Below are 14,093 nucleotides of genomic sequence, written 5' to 3'. Positions count from 1 at the left end.
TGTAGGACATATTCGTTCGCAGCGATTTGTTAAAGCTTGTTCTTGTCTATAGAGACCAAGAATCGTAGGCTTGTATTCTTCTGGATAAACTTTGTAAGTTGGCGGAAATGATACTCGGAAAATAAGAATTCTAAAGTGTTCAAATTGGACATGTTATCTACTTATCGGGTAAGTGTGAGAGAAAATATAAAAGGACTTGAAGTCCTCGTTACCTGGTTTACTGAAAAATGAACTAGTGATTTTCTGTAATCACTCTGATGAGGTGAGAGATAAAATCAATGCTAACGAACTAACTGACCGTGATCTGAATTGTTCCAACATGATGCAGAGGCTCCTTCCACCGTGACCAGATTCCAGAAAATGGTAACGCCAGTTCAGGCAAGTAACAGTGCTGCGTCATTAATGGCACTTCTTTATTAGAGATAATAAAATTTTGTTTATCTCTAAGGATAAGGCGTAGGGCTGAATACTGAGCAATAGGGAGTGGATTCTCATTTACGCTCATATTTAAGAAATGCCACATATCTCCTCGGCAGTTTGCCCTTCTAACAGGCATGCTAACTGAATGTGGATCACACAAAACAGTAACTTCTGTTAATCGGCACGTGGCTATTCGTCTAAGAGTCTCCCCTAAACATAAGAAAATCGAGCTAAAAGGAATGTCATAATTGCTGTCACACAACAAGTCTAAATGCAGCCCTTCGGCCAAAAAGTCTCCTTTAAGCAATGAGCGCTCGTTGTATACAGGCTGGGTGGTCCATAACCCTGCATAAGCGTCTAGGGAGCCTTCCAGCCCCAAGGACCGAGCAAGCTGTGAAAACTTATCGGCAATGTCTAGTTCTTGAACACCACTGTCAAAAGAATTTACTGCGATTCCTTTGAGCTGTATTCTCAAAGAGTGAAATCTCATTAGTTTCTCTAGCTCACTGTTTCATGCTCCGCATCGGAGTGTAACTACTGTACCGTTGTTGTATCCCCATGACTTTTGAGTCCCAGTCGCAAATCCTTCCCCGTACGTGTACCATTTGGTGTTTTTTGATCCCTTACACTGATAACGCGCAACGGCCGCTTTACCTCTGCCTCCACCAGGCCATACAGATACTTTTCTGGATGAAGCTTTGGCTGAATACCCAAACCATCCTGCCTTCGCTTTTAGCGTTCCCCGCAGTTCCATTTTGCGGGGAACCTCACTCATTAGTGTCCATGAGACACGCCCAGAAACTTCTAATCCAGACTTATGGGCATTATGAACGTCAATACGTCCAACAAACCTTGGGGCGCGCGCTGGAAGCACTGACCCGTGTGAATCAGCATCCATGTCGTCGCCAATGTAACGAGAATCAAAGCTGTCGTATGGTGCGGTTTTTCGTATACTGTAGCGCCGGAAGATGGTGAACTCCCTGAGGAGTTCTCTGCTGCAATAGCATTTCCAGTAGTAATTAAGAATAAAGCTGTAATTTAAGGCAAAAGCCGTGCTAATAAAAGGTTTTGTTGACGTCATTTCTATTCCTTCTGTCAAGCTGACATGCGACATTGCATGTTAAATAAGGTAGGTGTTCGAGAGCACCGAGGACTGCGTCGTCCTCACCTGACATGGCTAATTTTATATGAAAAACTCATGCGAATTAATGGGGCGTGTTGCAAAGCATAGTAAATATTATCGTCGTACAACTTTCAAACGGCTAGGAAATCTAGCTGTAATCACTAGCCTCTAAACATGAAAAATCAGGAACCTATGTTCTTCAAATATCAGAGGAGAGCGGACTATGCAGCTGAGCACTAGACCTTTTTATATATGTATATATTGAGAATAACTAGTGGATACTTCTCTATCCAAAGGGGTACATAAAAACCAGCAGGATATGGATTGTCAGCTAAGACTAGATACCATCCCGATAATGTCGGTTTAGCAAAGAGTGCGGTGGCTACCGGGACGAGCTCATGGGGGGCGTGGCTGAAAGCCAACCCAGAACATAAAACTCAGCTCCTCCAAATTGCTAGATAAAGTGTTTGGGCGCTAACCCCTAAAGGGGTTAACGCCCAAACAGTGCTGACTTATCTAACCTCATGCCAAACCGCTTGCGGCAGTGTCGTAAAGCAACAGAGTAAAGACTTCTGCACTACTGACGCATGCAGGCAAGTGTAATCAACGCTTGCTCTTATTCCTGTGCTGCATGAAAGCATTCCACCACAACAGCATGGCCAGGCCAACGTATCCTGCAGCAATTTCACCAGCAACGATGAGCAACTTCAACCATGTTGCCTCGATATTCGCTAATTCGTCCCAAGTGAAAAAGTATGCGACCAGAGCTAGCACTGGGATCCCAAACAGCGCCCAACGCCAGAACTGAGAATCCAAAAGATGTGGCTTCACGTTCTCCATATACCTTCCTCCTGACTAGGCACGGCAAGAACCGGTAAATTGGTCGGGTGAAACAATAGTCGTGACCGCCACCTTAAACCTTGTAGTCATGAATTATTCCTTAGGTTTTGTGTAGTAGGACCATTGCACTACGAAAGAATATTAGCACTCAGTATGTGTCTTCCGGCACATTTGACATCATTGGTGTGAAATGTTCTACAACCCCAAAAGCTTGCGTTCGTCATATACGTTCCCGCTCGCTTCGCCTTAGTCTCTGATAGGTTGATGTGGGATAGAGGCTCGTGCCCAAATATGCATGAGTATCCACCGCGTGGACTGTTTGACCCACTGGCTGAGGTAGCCTTCGGGTTTCGTCAGTAGATGTAGACCTGCGCCCCAGCAGACCCTGTGTTTTGCCACAGGTTTCCAGCCAAGGCGCTCTGGAAGGAGTACTCTTCTTAATGGAAATCTAGATTCGCAGTTAAGATGTCTGCCAGTTTCAGAGAATTCCAGGAAGCACCTTAGGTTTAAATCCAAATTATTATTTAGTGATTATGACATCGGTTTTGTAGGCGAGATGATCGGAGCGACCAACAGAGAACGCTTGGCAACCTTCGGTTCGTAAATCTGAGGTTACTAGAATATGGTCAATTGGTGTGCGCAAGACTTCGTTAACGTTGGCTGGCCACGTACCTACTTGCTTTGTTCTGCACGATTCTTGGGAATCAAGAAGATGATAACGTGATGCCATTGCTGAGTGGCGGGTAGTCGCATTGAAATCGCCAGCTAGAATTGTAGACCGCGTGGCATTTTCGCCGAACGCGACTAGCCGTTCTAAATCACCTCGCCAAGCCTCCATTAATCCCGGCAAGGGAGGTGCGGTATGAACCCCCACAAGTAAGGGCAGGGCATCATCTGTAAACTCTATCGCAACAGTGCCAAATGTGGTGGCTGGTGCACTCGAGAGATGAGCATGACCGAGTCTCTGGCTAACGATGATAGTTGTCGGAGCAATCTGACCGCTATAGGCCGCAGTGAAACCACTATGAGGTGTATCGAATATTTCTCCACCATATCCGATACTTTCAATGGCACGCTTAGCGTCGTAAGCACTTGTTTCGGGAAGGACGATGATATCAGGGGTACCTTCTTCAAGAATCTCATTAAGATCGGCAGGAGCGAAGGTTCCTCCCGAATTATAAGTAACGATGATGAGCGATCGTTGAGCCTGCGATGTTGGAGAAACACCGAGTTGAGGCAGCCCAAAAGGAATAAAAACAAGACTAATTCCGACTAAACACCACACTACATATTGCAGAGAGCGCAAGATAGTAAAACTTTTGCCACGTGTTAAAAAAGCAAGCAACGTGCAACACAACAAAGCAAACACACCAAGAATCCGAGGGAATGCCATAATCTGCGCAAAAGGCAGGTAGGAAGTGACGAATCGGTTAACGATGAAATGTGGGAAAACAGTTCCAGTCAAACACAGAAGCCCGATAATGATTACAAGTGAGCGAATGATGTTTAACCCAAACGTCCATTTTGGGACACTTGGGTTAAACGCTTCATTTTGATTGAAAGTCATCTAAGCAACTATTTCAGCGTCATTAGCTTGCCGCTATTAGCAAGGTATTCACATCGGTCGGAAGCGGACTTGTAGTTCTTGTAAGATTTACCAACAGAGCGTCCGGTAACATTGTTCGTCAAATCCATTCGTTAATGGTTATCGGATGGGGGTTGCCCACGTCCGGCGAGTCTAGGCTGAAGTTTCTGTTGTGCCATTCCGACACTGATAGAGAGTTGTTAGAATGGCTATTGTTCTCATTGTTCATATGATGACGCAAATGCTGGTGTAGTTGTAATTGCGTTAACTGCAATTAAACTTCCGGACAGAATCGCTACTTTGAGATTTATTTTCATTCTTGACTCCTTGTAGTCATCTTTGTCTACAAATGCTTGCATAAAATATAATAATCCTATGTTAATCTCATGGTCACGCTCAAAGCGCCGGTAGTTGTGAGGAGTGCCGCATGTAGATTAGCCGATGCAACGCATCGATTCCTGATGTAAGTTGCAGCTCATCCAGTGACGCTTCTTTACCAAAACCTAGCAGGGACGGCGTCAAACTACCCATCGGACACCCAATTCACCTCCAATCGAGGCTCCTCAACAGCCACTCTGTACCCAGTCAGAACACAAAAAACCCTCGGGTATGTGCTTGACTAGGCCAAACGCGTAACCCAAGGGGGTTCTCTATCCACTCAGATCTTTGTATCCAAATGGGTGTCTAGATGGAGCGGCTGACGGGAATCGAACCCGCGTATCAGGCTTGGGAAGCGTGCGCTCTACCATTGAGCTACAGCCGCATATAGCGTTGGTAAGACGGTCTGTCTTCATTTTTATTGCTATGTTGTGAATACTTTAGCGCGTTCTGGTACTAAATGAAAATTTCTGTACGTTTAATACGATATTTTTAGAGTGTGCTTATTTCAGACCGTGATATTCGCCAGGAGATTGCTGGCGGTCGTATAGTTTTAGAACCTTTTGATGAGTCGATGATTCAGCCGGCGTCGGTTGATGTTCGTTTGGATCGTTTTTTCCGTCTTTTTGATAATCATAAGTATCCGCATATTGATCCCTCGTCGGATCAGTCTGAGTTGACTCGTTTGGTTGAGGTCGCTCCGGATGAGCCGTTTATTTTGCATCCGGGGGAGTTTGTTCTTGGTTCCACGTATGAGTCTGTCACTTTGCCTGCTGATGTAGCTGCCCGTTTGGAGGGTAAGTCGTCGTTGGGGCGTTTGGGTCTTTTGACGCATTCTACAGCTGGTTTTATTGATCCTGGTTTTTCGGGGCATGTGACGTTAGAGCTGTCAAATATGGCGACGTTGCCTATTATGTTGTGGCCTGGTTCTAAGGTTGGTCAGTTGTGCTTTTTCCGGTTGTCTTCAGAGGCTGAGCACCCTTATGGTGATGGCGCATACGGCAACCGTTATCAGGGTCAGCGTGGTCCGACGGCTTCGCGTAGCTATCTGAATTTTCATCGTACTAATATCGTTTCGGACGGTTAGGGTTTTTGATGCGCGCTATACGTTTATGCCCTGCGGGTACGAGCGTCGAATTATTTTTTGACGATTCTCTTGAAGAGTCACTGGTTGCGGACGTTCTGAGTTCGTGGGCGGCGATGGACCCTGTTCGTTGTGTGGGCGATTTAGAGCAGAGCACTGCGGATGGGAAAGTTTTTGTTTCTGCGGAGTTGAGTTGCCCTGAAAAATATCGGGGTGTTGAAGGCTTGCAGTTTTTGAGCGTTCAGCATGTTGATGCCGCTCAAGAGCGTTTGACGGTTGAGGTGACGTTGGCGATGCTTCGTACTTTAGCTGGTTCGGTGAGTCTTTTTCATGCGGCTGCCTTGGGTGATGAATCTTCTGGCCGTGCCATGATTTTAATTGGCCCGTCAGGGCGTGGTAAAACGACGGCGTCTCGTTTTTTGGGGCAGCATTTTGCGTATTTGTCGGATGAGACGGCTGTTGTGCAGGACGATTTATATGTACGTCCGTATCCTAAGCCGTTGTCGGTGATTGTGGAGAAGGGTTCTCCTAAACATCAGATAGATCCGGGGTCTTTGGGTATTTCGGTAGTTGCGCCAGATAATTTTTCGTATCAGCTATCTCGTATCGTACTTTTGGGGCGTGTTGAGGAGCCAACTGTTCCGTATGTGGAGGATGTGAGTTGGGCTGAAGCGTTAGTGGAGATTGCTGGTCAGACTTCTGGTTTGTTACTCACCGATGATGGTTTACCTCGTTTGCTGGATGCGATGAAGCGTTGTGGCGGTGTGCGCCGTGTGGTGTATTCTGAGATTTCTCAGACATTGCCGGTCTTTAGGGAGTTATTGTCTTCGCCGGCGGAGGAGTCTTCTGCGTCGTGGCAGATTGTTCATTCTGTTGAGCAGGAAGTACCGGCGGGCCTTGTGTCTCGTGTCTCGGGTACGTCTGCTGTGCTTTTGGATGATGCTTCGTTAATTTATGGTGGTGGGCGGCTGTCTGAGGTGTCGGAGTTCGCTGCTGATAGTTGGCTGTTGCTGGATGAGCCGTTGCCTGTGGATGTTTTTCGTCAGCGGATTGAACAGCAGTATGGGCCTATTCCTGATGACCAGTTCCCTGCTGTATTGCAGAATCTTGTGGATTCTCAGATGATTTCTTATCAGAAGCCGTGATGTTTTAGTGGATGTTGTGTCGTATGGTGCAATACAAAAGCTAGGGTGGGTGCTTACACAACAGTGTAAGCACCCACCCTATTCTTTGATAAGCGGTAAGTGACGTATTATAGTTGCCCTTTTTCGAGGGTTTCTTGGTGTTCTTTGCGGTGTACTCGCGGTAGTGGCAGGGTGAGTAACAGACCTGCTGCGAGAACCACCATGATGCCAAGAATACCCCAGATTTGTGCACCGAACGCCCAGACGAATAGTCCAAATAGTAGCGGTGCTAGGGGTGCTGCTGCGCGTCCTGTGGTGGAGTATAGTCCGAAGATTTCTCCTTCATGCCCGGGTGGGGTGATACGCGAGAGGTAGGTTCGTGACGCGGATTGTGCTGGCCCGACGAAAGCGCAGAGCCCTAATCCACAAATCCAGAAGACAATAGGGTTTTGGATAAATAGGAGCGGGGTTGCAGAGATGAGCAAGCAGACAAGGCTAGAGACGATAACTCGTTTGGGTCCGATGAGGTCATCAAATTTACCGCCGAGAAGTGCACCGATACCGGCAACAACGTTACCTGCGATAGCGAAGATGATGATTTCTGTGGTGCTAAACCCAAAAGTACCTGCGGCGACGATACCGCCGAAGGTGAAAATACCGGTAAACCCGTCACGGAAAATTGCTGAAGCAAAGAGGAATGCGAGGGTTTTAGGTGAGTTTTTGTAGAGGGCTTTTAGTGTTGTACAGAGCTTTTTGTAGGAGTCGATGAGCCCAACTTTGGGTGCTACTGGTTTTTTGGGGTGACGACGGTCGTGACGATAGAGCGCAATAACAAGCGGTGTGCTAAGCACGATGGACCATACTGCTGAGAAGATGGCAACTGCGCGAATATTCAAAGAGTTATCGGGTGAGATACCTAAGAAACCGGTGTCTGAGCCAAGTCCCACGAACGCGAAGAGGACGATTCCTAAGGCGATGATTCCGCCGAAGTAGCCTGCAGACCATCCGATACCACTAATTTTTCCAACCGTTGAGGGCGTTGATAGTTCTGGAAGTAGCGCGTTGTAGTTGACGATGGCGAACTCGTTCATGACGTTTGCTGCGCAGATGAGCGTTACACCGTAGAGGAGCCATTGTGGTTCGGGGAAGGTGAAGAAGCAGAGTGCCATGAGCACGGCTGTGAGGAACGTGTTGACTGCTAACCATAGGGTGCGTTGACCTGATGCGTCTGCGCGTTGCCCTGTGACGGGGGCAAGTAATGCGATGAGCAGTCCTGCAATGGCGAGGCCTGTGGATAGCATTTCGGAGGCGTCTTTAGGGTCGCCGAATGCTTTGCTGGTGAGGTAGACGGTGAAGACGAATGTTGTCATGACCGCGTTGAAGGAAGCGCCACCGGCGTCCCATAATGCCCAGGCTGTGATGGTGCCGCGGGTCCCTAATGGTGCAGATTCGTTCTGCTCTTTGGCGTGTTTGCTCATAAGGATAAGAGTATCTATTGAGCATGGGTAATGGTGTGAAATACCCGCAGAAACAAAGATAAAGTGAAGAAATTTGTGTACTTTTTACCAGAACTATGTGCACTGTCTAAGGTTCACTTACAGTGGGCTTATCTTCAAAGGATTTGTTAGTGCTGATGAGCGGTAAGTTTATGGGGTTTAAAGAAGTGTAGACGGCAACAAGATGACTGTTGCCGTCTACACGAGGATGAGGTTTTCTAAGAGATGTTGTTCTTAGACTTCGTTTTGTCCGATGGGGTCATTTTTGCGTTTTGCTTTGACCTCATTAGTTTTACGGGTGATGCTGACTTTGATAACGGTGCCAACAAGACCGGTCAGAAGTGACCATAGAATGATGTCTCGCCAACGCTCATCATCGTCGGGGTTGCTTGCGGGTGGTTCATTTCCGGTTACTTTTTTCCATGTTGCAGAGAGCGCTTTGTTTGCCACGGTGATGCCGGCAAGAGAAGCTGCGGTTCCTACAAGATTAATGGGGTTCATGTTTTTCTCCATCGTTGATGAGTATCCTTAGCAATCCTATAACAGGAGAAGCCCAACAGCGTATTACTACTCACGAATAATTCTCTAAGAAAGTGTGGAAACTGCAGATATTGTCATAACTTCTCTGGAGGGTGGAATTGAACGTAGTGAACAAACTATACTGAACAAGGCTTTGACAATAAAGCCGTATAAACATATACGTATAGAAGCGACAGGGGAGCACCGTAGGGTGCTGAGAGTGCGAAAGCAGACCCTCGAACCTGATCCGGTTAGTACCGGCGTTTAGGAAGTCGAGTTCTCTCAAACGTTCACGTAGTGTAACGTTCCCCTTCCTGTATTCGGGAAGGAAAATTTACGATGGCTAAGAAATCTTCTTTAGCGTGGCGAGTTAACGATATCGTTATCGCCTCTGTCCTGTCCGTAGCATGCGGACTCATTTTCTGGTTCTGGTCTGTTGCGATTTACCCGCTGGCAAAAACGATTTTTGCAACGGTACCAGAATATATGCCTCTTATTGGCGGTGGCTGGCTGATTGCTGGTGTGCTGGGCGGAATTGTTATCCGTAAACCTGGTGCAGCACTATATTGTGAACTTCTTGGCGCCATCATTGAGGGTATCCTTGGCACACATTTTGGTATGTCCGTTATTATCTCAGGCTTAATCCAAGGTCTTGGTGCAGAACTTATTTTTGTGGTATTCCTTTACCGCCAGTGGAATATTATGGTCGCAGCTCTTGCCGGCGCAGTATCTGGCTTCGGTATGGGCGTCTCAGAAATTATCATCTACTACGCAAATGAGCTTTCTTTTGCGAAGATGCTGGTTTACACGGCATGCGGAACGATTTCTGGGGCATTGCTTGCTGGGGTTCTTTCGTGGTTCTTAATGAAAGCACTAGCACAAACGGGTGTCTTGTCGTCCTTGGCTTCTGGACGGTCGAAACGAGCACGCGCCTAACCGTGGATACAACATCTTCCATAACGCCACCGCCTGCTGACTCTCAGCCGGTGCGTGGCGTTCGTATTAGTGTACGTGAGTTTGGTTGGCATTACGCAGGACGAGAAAAACCTACTCTAGAATCTGTAAACCTGACCATTGAACCTGGACAAAAAGTGCTTCTTTTGGGTTCTTCTGGCGCAGGCAAATCAACCCTTCTGCACGCCATGGGCGGGCTATTACACGACGATGATGGCCAATCTCAACAGGGCACTATCACCATCGATGGTATACCTGCTGAAGATGCTCACGGCGCAGTAGGACTTATGCAACAGGACCCAGAGTCATCTATTGTGCTATCTCGTATAGGAGATGATGTTGCTTTCGGGCCCGAAAATTTAGGTGTGCCGCATGAACAAATATGGGAACGTGTTAAACGCGCTCTAGCAGATGTTGGCTTAGAGAAGTTTGACTTATCACATCCGACGAGTGCCCTATCTGGCGGACAAAAACAACGACTAGGGTTGGCTGGCATCCTTGCGATGCATCCCGGTGGTATTTTCTTAGATGAACCAACAGCAAATCTTGATCCTGCTGGTGTTGAAGATGTTCGTGATGCCGTAATACGCGCACAAAAACATACGGGAGCAACCCTTGTCGTTATTGAACATCGTGTTGGTGTGTGGGCTGAGCATATGGACAGAATTATTGTTCTTGGCGCAGGTGGACGTGTTACTCATGATGGTTCACCTACTGAGGTTCTTGCAGAAGCGAGGGAAGAGCTTATTTCTGCGGGGGTATGGGTTCCCGACTACACACCAGAGGTTCTTCCTTCAACGCAACAGGCTGGGGCAGAGCTAATTTGTGCTCGTAATGTGGCAGTAACTCGTCATTATCCTTCTGCACGAGAGCGACGTAAACGACGAAAGGCCCTTAAGAATTGTTCTGAACCGTATGTTTTTGATGCGCCTATTGTTTCTTCAGGGATTAATGCTTCTATCCGAGCTGGTGAACATACAAGTGTTCTTGGCTGTAATGGTGCCGGAAAATCTACTTTTGCTCTGACCTTAGCTGGGTTACTCTACCCTGTTTCTGGGGAGATTGTAGCAACGTCAGCATTTTTAGAAGAAGCTGCTCCTTCACCGTCACGGCAGTATAAGGAGCCTTCACCTGATATGACGCAGTGGCGTTCTCGTGATATTGCTTCGCGTATTGGTCTAGTCTTTCAAGAACCTGAGCAACAGTTTTTAACTGCTACGGTACGTGAAGAACTTGAATTTGGGCCACGACAACTTGCGCGGCTTCGTCAAGAACCTGTCGACGAACAAGCTCTTAAACACCGTATTGACGCGTTATCTGAACGTTTACGTTTGCGTCATCTTGAAGGAGCAAACCCGTTCACCCTTTCTGGGGGTGAGAAACGCCGTCTTTCTGTAGCAACCGCATTGGCAACAGCACCTCAGGTCCTCATTCTTGACGAACCTACTTTTGGGCAAGACGCTCATACATGGAAGGAATTGGTGCTTTTGATTCAAGAACTCTTGGAACAGGGCACAGCAGTCGTTTCAGTAACTCACGATGATGATTTTGTGCGTGCTTTAGGAGGAATACAGCTAAGGCTTATCGCGGAATCAGACTATCACGGGGAAGAAGAACGTTGATGAGTTTTGATATTTTTGCGTCTACCGCAGAAAAAGAAGGGATTCTTGGAAGCGTTAATGCAGGGGTTAAAGTTGCGCTCACTTTACTTCTGACAATTATCCTTATTCTGCTCAAAGATTGGGTGAGCATCACCATCATCTTTTGTATCGAGTTAGTGGGTTTATGGGCCCTAGGGTTGGACCCTGTGCGTCTTTTGGGTCAGCTTTGGCCTGTATTGTTTGGTGTTCTACTATCGGGCTGGTCGACTGCTCTTTTGGTGGAGAAGACAGGGACGATGCTTTTTGACATGGGATTTTTGTCGATGAGCACTGGTTCTCTTGTGACAGGTATTGTTCTGACTATTCGTGGCTTGGCAATGGTTCTTCCTGGGATGATGCTCATGCTAACAACCGACCCAACGGACGTTGCTGATTCTTTGGCGCAGAGCGCAAAATTGCCGGTTCGTTTTGTGCTCGGAGCATTGGTTGCTTTACGTCTTGTCGGGTTGTTGTTGAGCGAATGGAATACACTAGGGCAGGCTCGACGCGCTCGCGGTCTTGGATCAGAAGATACGTTGTGGCAACGTGTTAAAACGTTTTGTGGTCAGAGCTTCGCCTTGTTAGTTCAGGCTATTCGTCGTGGTACACGCTTATCTATAACGATGGAGGCCCGCGGTTTTGGGTCTGCTTCAACTCGCACTTGGGCTCGTATACCGCAGTACGGTCTCGTAGACGTATGGTTTACGGTGGGTGTTGTGCTGACGGTTTTGGCAGGTGTTTTAGGTGCTTTAGGAGCCGGTACCTTAACTTTTATCTGGCAGTAGTTTTTAAGGTTGCGTGTTTTACCCTTCTGCAAGGAATGCTAAGAATTCTTCAGTGGTCTGTTGGGACGTTGCTAATGCTGTTCCGTTGAGGTGTGTTACAGGAGCGATAAGCCGTACGGAAGAAGCTAACCAGACACCTTCAGATTCGAGCAAATCCTGAGGGTAAAGCTCTTGGTATTTGAGTTCCCAGCCGTGTTTGCGTGCTTGCTCAAAAATCATTCCTTGGGTAGTGCCGGGGAGGATTCCGTGGTTTGGTTCTGGGGTGAGGAGGGTTTTTTGCCCATTAATAGTTTGTGCCACAATGACAGAGCTGGTTGCGCCTTCTAGAATACGGCGGTCATCGGTGATGAAGATTGCTTCGTCTGCTCCTTGGGTTCGTACGTATCGTAGGACGGCCATGTTGATGGCGTACGAGAGAGTTTTTGCGCCGGCAAGTAGCCACGGGTATGCGGTGTCTTGAGCAGGATCATGTCCGCGAGGCAGCGTGATTGCTTTGACGCCGTGGGTTCTTTGGTCGAGGGTATTTTGAGGTGTCGGTGCGACGGTAACCCAGCTGTGTGGGCCGTTTGCTGTGGTACCACGAGAAATAATAATTTTGACGGTGTGTTCTTCACCTAGTGTCGTGGTGTGAGCCTGTTCGGCATTTTCTAGGGCTGTCTTAAGCGCTTGAGTGAGGTGCTCTTTTGCTGGTAGGGGGAGCTGCAATTTTCGGGCAGAATTTGTTAGCCGTTCAAAGTGTGCGTCAAATTTTCGGATGCTGCGGTTGACGGCAATCATCGTTTCAAAGACGCCGTCTCCGCGGGTGAGTCCTTCATCTTCGATGCTGATAAGTGGGCGTGAGGGGTCTACGAGTTCGCCCTCTGGATGTTGCTGGTTGAGCATTACTACTGTTGTCATAATTTCATCCTATTCTTGGGGTGTCGTTTTATACAGGTGGCGAGAAAATATAGTCAATATGTGATGCTGGGTGTGCAGGTAGTTGGAGGTTTTCTTGTTCTGCCCACGTATCCCAATAGGGGCGGTATGTTTCTCCGTCACGGTTGAGCGCTCGTTCTTTGCGGTGGTGTGAGGGCATGTCGAGCCAGCATGTGATGACGTTAAATGGTGCTTGGTAGTTGTGAGGTGGTGTGGCGCCGACGCCCTCGACGATGAGCGTTTGGCGTGGGTCAATTGTTGTGAGGTGTGGTCCTGTGGGTTGTTGTGTATCCCAGTTCCACCCGAACCAGATGAGGGGGGATTGTGGGTTGTCGCTGAGGTTGTTGAGGTTTCGATGCCACTGCTTGATGCCTGCCTGTAGCCCGTTCCATCCTTGGTAGAGGTTTTCGAGGGTGAAGGTTTGGGATGGGACGTTATGTTGGTTGAGGTAGGTGCAGAGGTGGTGGGAGAACGTTGTTTTTCCGGCTCCGCTTCTTCCGTCAACGGTGATGATTTTGGGGGCGCCTTGTTGGCAGATGCTGTGATGGATTTTTTCGAGTAGTTGTTGTTCTTCGATACACAGTATGCTCATGGGCGTTGAGTTTTCCTCGTTCTTAGTGGGTCTGGATGTAGTGGATAATTCCGGGGATGGCGTCTTCAATCATGCGTTGGGTGTGATAGAAGTCTTCTTGAGTTCCGTACCAAGGGTCATAGATGCCACGTTCTTCGAATGGTGTGTTGTGTAGTTGTGGGTCGTATTCGCGCCAGAGGTGTATTTTTTCTTGGTCTTTGGGGTTTCGTGCGAGTTGCTGCAATCGTTGGTAATGGTTGGTGTCCATGGCAAGAATGAGGTGGTATGTGTCAAAGTCTTCTTGTGTGAAGGTTTTGGCCCGGTGTTTACTACTGTCGATTCCATGTTCGTTGAGGACTTTTTGTGCTCTTGGGTCGATGGGGTTTCCGTATTCTTCGGAAGATATTCCGCATGAGGATACTTCAACGTTGAGTTGTTGTGATGTGATTTTCTCTCTGAGGAGGTATTCTCCCATGGGGGAACGGCAGATGTTTCCTGTGCAGACAACCAAGATTTTATTCATGTTTCTATCTTTTCATGGTGGGGGAGATATTACCTATCTTTTCTTGTGAATAGATGGTGGGGTAGGAGAACTGATAGAAAATGCGGTTTCTGCACTCCCCTTGGGAGGGGAGTGCAGAAACCGCATAGGATTTTTT

15 protein-coding genes, 1 tRNA gene and 1 riboswitch are annotated in these 14,093 nt (G+C 47.7%); of the genes, 5 read left to right on the top strand and 11 right to left on the bottom strand.

All coding sequences use genetic code 11. The annotated features are described in order from the left end of the window. Positions 1-289 precede the first annotated feature (289 nt). The 6 genes from ACN08W_RS07905 to ACN08W_RS07880 all read right to left on the bottom strand — a co-directional run bounded on the left by ACN08W_RS07905 (position 290) and on the right by ACN08W_RS07880 (position 4,731). Positions 290-895, bottom strand: a complete 606-nt coding sequence (locus ACN08W_RS07905; protein WP_419109210.1) for a hypothetical protein — start codon at positions 893-895, stop codon at positions 290-292. Between the two features lie 36 nt (positions 896-931). Continuing rightward, positions 932-1,318: a hypothetical protein gene (locus ACN08W_RS07900; protein ID WP_419107491.1), complete on the bottom strand. Its 387-nt coding sequence runs from the start codon at positions 1,316-1,318 to the stop codon at positions 932-934. Positions 1,319-2,146: 828 nt separating this feature from the next. Then, positions 2,147-2,383 carry a hypothetical protein gene (locus tag ACN08W_RS07895; protein ID WP_419109209.1) on the bottom strand — a complete coding sequence of 79 codons (237 nt, stop codon included), beginning with the start codon at positions 2,381-2,383 and terminating at the stop codon, positions 2,147-2,149. Positions 2,384-2,629: 246 nt separating this feature from the next. Beyond that, the gene (locus tag ACN08W_RS07890) at positions 2,630-2,782 is read right to left on the bottom strand and encodes a hypothetical protein (RefSeq protein ID WP_419109208.1); all 153 of its coding nucleotides are present in this window, start codon (positions 2,780-2,782) and stop codon (positions 2,630-2,632) included. Between the two features lie 121 nt (positions 2,783-2,903). Beyond that, complete coding sequence (locus ACN08W_RS07885) at positions 2,904-3,848, bottom strand: endonuclease/exonuclease/phosphatase family protein (protein WP_419109207.1); 945 nt, start codon at positions 3,846-3,848, stop codon at positions 2,904-2,906. An 809-nt stretch (positions 3,849-4,657) separates the two neighbouring features. Continuing rightward, positions 4,658-4,731 (bottom strand) — tRNA-Gly (locus ACN08W_RS07880). 114 nt (positions 4,732-4,845) lie between these two features. Between ACN08W_RS07880 and dcd the strand changes: the two genes are divergently transcribed. Further along, a complete protein-coding gene (dcd, locus tag ACN08W_RS07875; RefSeq protein ID WP_419101969.1) occupies positions 4,846-5,433 on the top strand; it encodes a dCTP deaminase in 588 nt (195 codons plus the stop codon). Positions 5,434-5,441: 8 nt separating this feature from the next. After that, positions 5,442-6,575, top strand: coding sequence for a hypothetical protein (locus tag ACN08W_RS07870; RefSeq protein WP_419109206.1), 1,134 nt, complete (start codon positions 5,442-5,444; stop codon positions 6,573-6,575). Positions 6,576-6,682: 107 nt separating this feature from the next. On the opposite strand, the gene ACN08W_RS07865 is transcribed toward ACN08W_RS07870, so the two are convergent. Both ACN08W_RS07865 and ACN08W_RS07860 read right to left on the bottom strand, forming a co-directional pair. Beyond that, positions 6,683-8,032, bottom strand: a complete 1,350-nt coding sequence (locus tag ACN08W_RS07865; RefSeq protein ID WP_419109205.1) for an MFS transporter — start codon at positions 8,030-8,032, stop codon at positions 6,683-6,685. Positions 8,033-8,284: 252 nt separating this feature from the next. Then, positions 8,285-8,563, bottom strand: coding sequence for a DUF4235 domain-containing protein (locus ACN08W_RS07860; RefSeq protein WP_419103942.1), 279 nt, complete (start codon positions 8,561-8,563; stop codon positions 8,285-8,287). 191 nt (positions 8,564-8,754) lie between these two features. Continuing rightward, a riboswitch (TPP riboswitch) is annotated at positions 8,755-8,857 on the top strand. A 51-nt stretch (positions 8,858-8,908) separates the two neighbouring features. Here ACN08W_RS07860 and ACN08W_RS07855 point away from each other — a divergent pair. Genes ACN08W_RS07855 through ACN08W_RS07845 form a run of 3 tightly spaced genes read left to right on the top strand, consistent with a single transcriptional unit; the run spans position 8,909 to position 11,948 of the window. Continuing rightward, positions 8,909-9,505 (top strand): ECF transporter S component, encoded by a 597-nt coding sequence (locus tag ACN08W_RS07855; RefSeq protein WP_419109204.1) that lies wholly within the window; start codon positions 8,909-8,911, stop codon positions 9,503-9,505. 2 nt (positions 9,506-9,507) lie between these two features. Continuing rightward, positions 9,508-11,145 (top strand): ABC transporter ATP-binding protein, encoded by a 1,638-nt coding sequence (locus tag ACN08W_RS07850; protein WP_419109203.1) that lies wholly within the window; start codon positions 9,508-9,510, stop codon positions 11,143-11,145. Further along, the gene (locus tag ACN08W_RS07845; protein WP_419109202.1) at positions 11,145-11,948 is read left to right on the top strand and encodes an energy-coupling factor transporter transmembrane component T family protein; all 804 of its coding nucleotides are present in this window, start codon (positions 11,145-11,147) and stop codon (positions 11,946-11,948) included. Before ACN08W_RS07850 ends, ACN08W_RS07845 begins: the two co-directional genes overlap by 1 nt. Before the next feature lie 18 nt (positions 11,949-11,966). Here the strand turns inward: ACN08W_RS07845 and ACN08W_RS07840 are convergent, their stop codons facing one another. The 3 genes from ACN08W_RS07840 to ACN08W_RS07830 are packed head-to-tail and all read right to left on the bottom strand — an operon-like array spanning position 11,967 to position 13,957. Continuing rightward, positions 11,967-12,845, bottom strand: a complete 879-nt coding sequence (locus ACN08W_RS07840) for an aminodeoxychorismate lyase (protein ID WP_419103938.1) — start codon at positions 12,843-12,845, stop codon at positions 11,967-11,969. A 28-nt stretch (positions 12,846-12,873) separates the two neighbouring features. Further along, a complete protein-coding gene (locus ACN08W_RS07835) occupies positions 12,874-13,455 on the bottom strand; it encodes a tRNA (adenosine(37)-N6)-threonylcarbamoyltransferase complex ATPase subunit type 1 TsaE (RefSeq protein WP_419103937.1) in 582 nt (193 codons plus the stop codon). A 22-nt stretch (positions 13,456-13,477) separates the two neighbouring features. Next, positions 13,478-13,957, bottom strand: a complete 480-nt coding sequence (locus ACN08W_RS07830; RefSeq protein WP_419103936.1) for a low molecular weight protein-tyrosine-phosphatase — start codon at positions 13,955-13,957, stop codon at positions 13,478-13,480. Positions 13,958-14,093: the final 136 nt, after the last annotated feature.

The organism is Rothia sp. CCM 9419, from assembly GCF_048512815.1.
Taxonomy (GTDB): Bacteria; Actinomycetota; Actinomycetes; order Actinomycetales; family Micrococcaceae; genus Rothia.
Note: the sequence above shows the minus strand (reverse complement) of the source record. Positions and strands in the feature narration are given on the sequence as shown.

Bases quoted from the DNA above. Each gene is read 5' to 3' on its own strand.
- ACN08W_RS07900 (WP_419107491.1), bottom strand. From the start codon at position 1,318: ATGGATGCTGATTCACACGGGTCAGTGCTTCCAGCGCGCGCCCCAAGG.
- ACN08W_RS07895 (WP_419109209.1), bottom strand. From the start codon at position 2,383: ATGGAGAACGTGAAGCCACATCTTTTGGATTCTCAGTTCTGGCGTTGG.
- ACN08W_RS07870 (WP_419109206.1), top strand. From the start codon at position 5,442: ATGCGCGCTATACGTTTATGCCCTGCGGGTACGAGCGTCGAATTATTT.
- ACN08W_RS07865 (WP_419109205.1), bottom strand. From the start codon at position 8,032: ATGAGCAAACACGCCAAAGAGCAGAACGAATCTGCACCATTAGGGACC.
- ACN08W_RS07860 (WP_419103942.1), bottom strand. From the start codon at position 8,563: ATGGAGAAAAACATGAACCCCATTAATCTTGTAGGAACCGCAGCTTCT.
- ACN08W_RS07855 (WP_419109204.1), top strand. From the start codon at position 8,909: ATGGCTAAGAAATCTTCTTTAGCGTGGCGAGTTAACGATATCGTTATC.
- ACN08W_RS07845 (WP_419109202.1), top strand. From the start codon at position 11,145: ATGAGTTTTGATATTTTTGCGTCTACCGCAGAAAAAGAAGGGATTCTT.
- ACN08W_RS07840 (WP_419103938.1), bottom strand. From the start codon at position 12,845: ATGACAACAGTAGTAATGCTCAACCAGCAACATCCAGAGGGCGAACTC.
- ACN08W_RS07835 (WP_419103937.1), bottom strand. From the start codon at position 13,455: ATGAGCATACTGTGTATCGAAGAACAACAACTACTCGAAAAAATCCAT.
- ACN08W_RS07830 (WP_419103936.1), bottom strand. From the start codon at position 13,957: ATGAATAAAATCTTGGTTGTCTGCACAGGAAACATCTGCCGTTCCCCC.